The organism is Sphingobium phenoxybenzoativorans, assembly GCF_001757355.1.
Lineage (GTDB): Bacteria > Pseudomonadota > Alphaproteobacteria > Sphingomonadales > Sphingomonadaceae > Sphingobium > Sphingobium phenoxybenzoativorans.
In genome coordinates this window covers 1-2,264 of record NZ_MINO01000163.1, presented here as the reverse complement: position 1 = coordinate 2,264, position 2,264 = coordinate 1, and the positions used below count along the sequence as shown (strand labels likewise).

Annotated in this window: 3 protein-coding genes and 1 pseudogene; all 4 read right to left on the bottom strand. The window is 67.4% G+C overall.

The window, feature by feature from the left end; genetic code table 11:
- Nucleotides 1-1,279: pseudogene (locus BHQ40_RS24535) on the bottom strand (conjugal transfer protein TrbE); the annotation flags it as partial.
- 5 nt (nt 1,280-1,284) lie between these two features.
- Nucleotides 1,285-1,548, bottom strand: coding sequence for a VirB3 family type IV secretion system protein (locus tag BHQ40_RS24530; RefSeq protein ID WP_070158288.1), 264 nt, complete (start codon nt 1,546-1,548; stop codon nt 1,285-1,287).
- Nucleotides 1,548-1,919: a TrbC/VirB2 family type IV secretion system protein gene (locus BHQ40_RS24525; RefSeq protein WP_083277146.1), complete on the bottom strand. Its 372-nt coding sequence runs from the start codon at nt 1,917-1,919 to the stop codon at nt 1,548-1,550. The genes BHQ40_RS24530 and BHQ40_RS24525 overlap by 1 nt, the downstream gene beginning before the upstream one ends.
- Nucleotides 1,916-2,264 (bottom strand): ATPase, T2SS/T4P/T4SS family (locus BHQ40_RS24520; protein ID WP_171905963.1); only part of this gene is annotated, 349 nt, incomplete at its 5' end. The genes BHQ40_RS24520 and BHQ40_RS24525, both read right to left, overlap by 4 nt.

Here is a 2,264-nt window from a genome sequence, read left to right as displayed (position 1 = left end):
GGAGCAGCGGCGGCGCGTTGAAATGGTCGTCGCGATCGGGGCCGGCCCAGACCGCTGACACCGGCATGATGTGGGCGAGGTTCAGCGTCGAGACCGGCGGCTGCCGGACATTCGCATATGGGTTGCCCGGCAGCGAGCCGAGCCAGGCTTCAAGCGCGTTCAGGCTCTCCGCGATGCAGGCGAAGTCCCGGCCACGGACGATCTTCTCGATCGCCTGCAACCGCAGATCGGCGTCTCGCGGCGTTTCGCCGAGCACCGTGATCGTGTTGGTGACATAGGCATAGCCGGCGATGTCGGCGCCAAGATCCTGTAACGCCGCGTCGGCTTCGGCCGACTTGTTGGCGGCGTCGGTGTCGACCAGCACACTCGCCTCGTTGGTCAGTACCTCCTTGATGATCGCGGCCAGGCTCTTGCGTTTGGAGAACCACAGGCGGCGGATGCGGCCGAGCATCCGCTGCGCCGACACCTTGTCGAGGCAGATCGCGCGGGTGGTCCAGCGATAGGCGAAGCCCAGCCGGTTAAGCTCGTCGAGCATGCCCGGCACCGTGACCGCCGGAAAGCCGGTGACGGACAGGGTCCGCAGATGCTTGGCACCGAGCTGAGGTGTCAGACCGCCGACGAGCACTTCATCCGAAAGTAGCGCATCCAGGTGCATCGGCGTCTCGGGCACGGCGATGCGCTGATCGTGCGTCGAGATCGTCGAATGAAGGTAGGTCAGCGTTTCGGCGTCCGAGAGCCAGGCGGCTTCGGGCATCACGCCCTCGATCATGTCGAGCAGGCGGCCGGTACCGCGCTCGAAGTCGTCGAGATGGTCGGCGGCGGTGGCTACACCAGCTGCGCCGCCCTCGTAGAACAGCGCCGACGCCTTCGACGTGTCGTCAGCCGGCGGTAGCCATTGCAGCGTCAGATAATAGGCGCTGGTGAAGTTTGGCTGGGTGACGTCCCCGCCCTCAAACTGGTCGCGTCGTTCCTCATCGATGAGGGCCGAGACCGGGTCAGCGAAACCGTCCGAAGCCGGATAGCCCGGCGACTCCCTGCGCTGCGCCTCGACATAGATCGCCCAGCCGGTGCCGAGCCGCTTTAGCGCGCTGTTGAGCCGGGCCGAGGTGGCGATTAGCTCGGCCTGGGTGGCGCTGTCGAGATCGGGACCGCGAAAGCGGGCGATCCGCAGGAAGCTGCCATCCTTGTTGAGGATGATGCCCGGCGCGATCAGCGCCGCCCAGGGCAGGAAGTCCGAGAGCCGCGACGCGCGGCGAGCATGTTCGCGGAGGAACAACATGGGGCTTAGCTTTCGAAGAGAGTGGGAAGCGCGATGTGGCGGCGCGCGACGGGGAGGATCTGCGGGTCGCGGCGGGCAGCGAAGACCGCGAGGCCGTGACCGACCACCGCCATTACGATGCCGGCGATCCAGAGCCTGAGGCCAATGCCGATCGCGGCGGCGAGCGTGCCGTTGACGATCGCGAGTGCACGCGGCGCGCCAGCGAGCAGGATCGGCTCGGCCAGCGCCCGATGGACGGGCGCCGCGAAGCCGGGCAGATCCCCCTGCATCAGACGAGCGCCCCGCCGCCGAAGCTGAAGAAGCTTAGGAAGAAGGATGAGGCGGCGAAGGCGACCGACAGGCCGAACACGATCTGGATCAGCTTGCGGAAGCCGCCGGACGTGTCGCCGAAGGCGAGCGTCAGGCCGGTGATCACGATGATGATCACGCCGATCACCTTGGCGACCGGACCCTGCACCGAGTCGACGATCGACTGGAGCGGGGTTTCCCACGGCATGCCCGATCCGCCCGCCCAGGCGGGAGGAGCGGTGGTAAGCGCGAGCGCCAGAGTTAGGCTTACGAGCGCCTTGCGGGCCAAATCGGGGATGCGCGCCCGCGCATTGCCGATCCGAGCGGACAACGAAGGACGAGTGACGATCATGATGGATCTCCGGCTTTTGTGAGGAGGGGAAGGAGGCGGTAGGTGCCTTCAGGCGCGAGGCCCTGGACGCGTACGAGCTCGGACAGCCGGCGTTCGGCGCCGCGACCGGTGAGCACCGCGATTACGTCGATCGTCTCGGCGATCAGCGCGCGCGGGACATGAGCGATGGCTTCGAGGATGAGTTGCTCGAGCCGGTGGAGCGCAGCGGTCGCGGTGCCGGCGTGGATCGTGCCGATCCCGCCGGGATGGCCGGTGCCCCAGGCTTTCAGAAGATCGAGCGCCTCGGGCCCGCGCACCTCGCCGATCGGGATGCGATCAGGGCGAAGCCGCAGACTGGAGCGCACG

Excerpts from the sequence above, each read along its gene's own strand:
- BHQ40_RS24530 (WP_070158288.1), bottom strand. The coding sequence starts at position 1,548 with ATGCAGGGGGATCTGCCCGGCTTCGCGGCGCCCGTCCATCGGGCGCTG.
- BHQ40_RS24525 (WP_083277146.1), bottom strand. The coding sequence starts at position 1,919 with ATGATCGTCACTCGTCCTTCGTTGTCCGCTCGGATCGGCAATGCGCGG.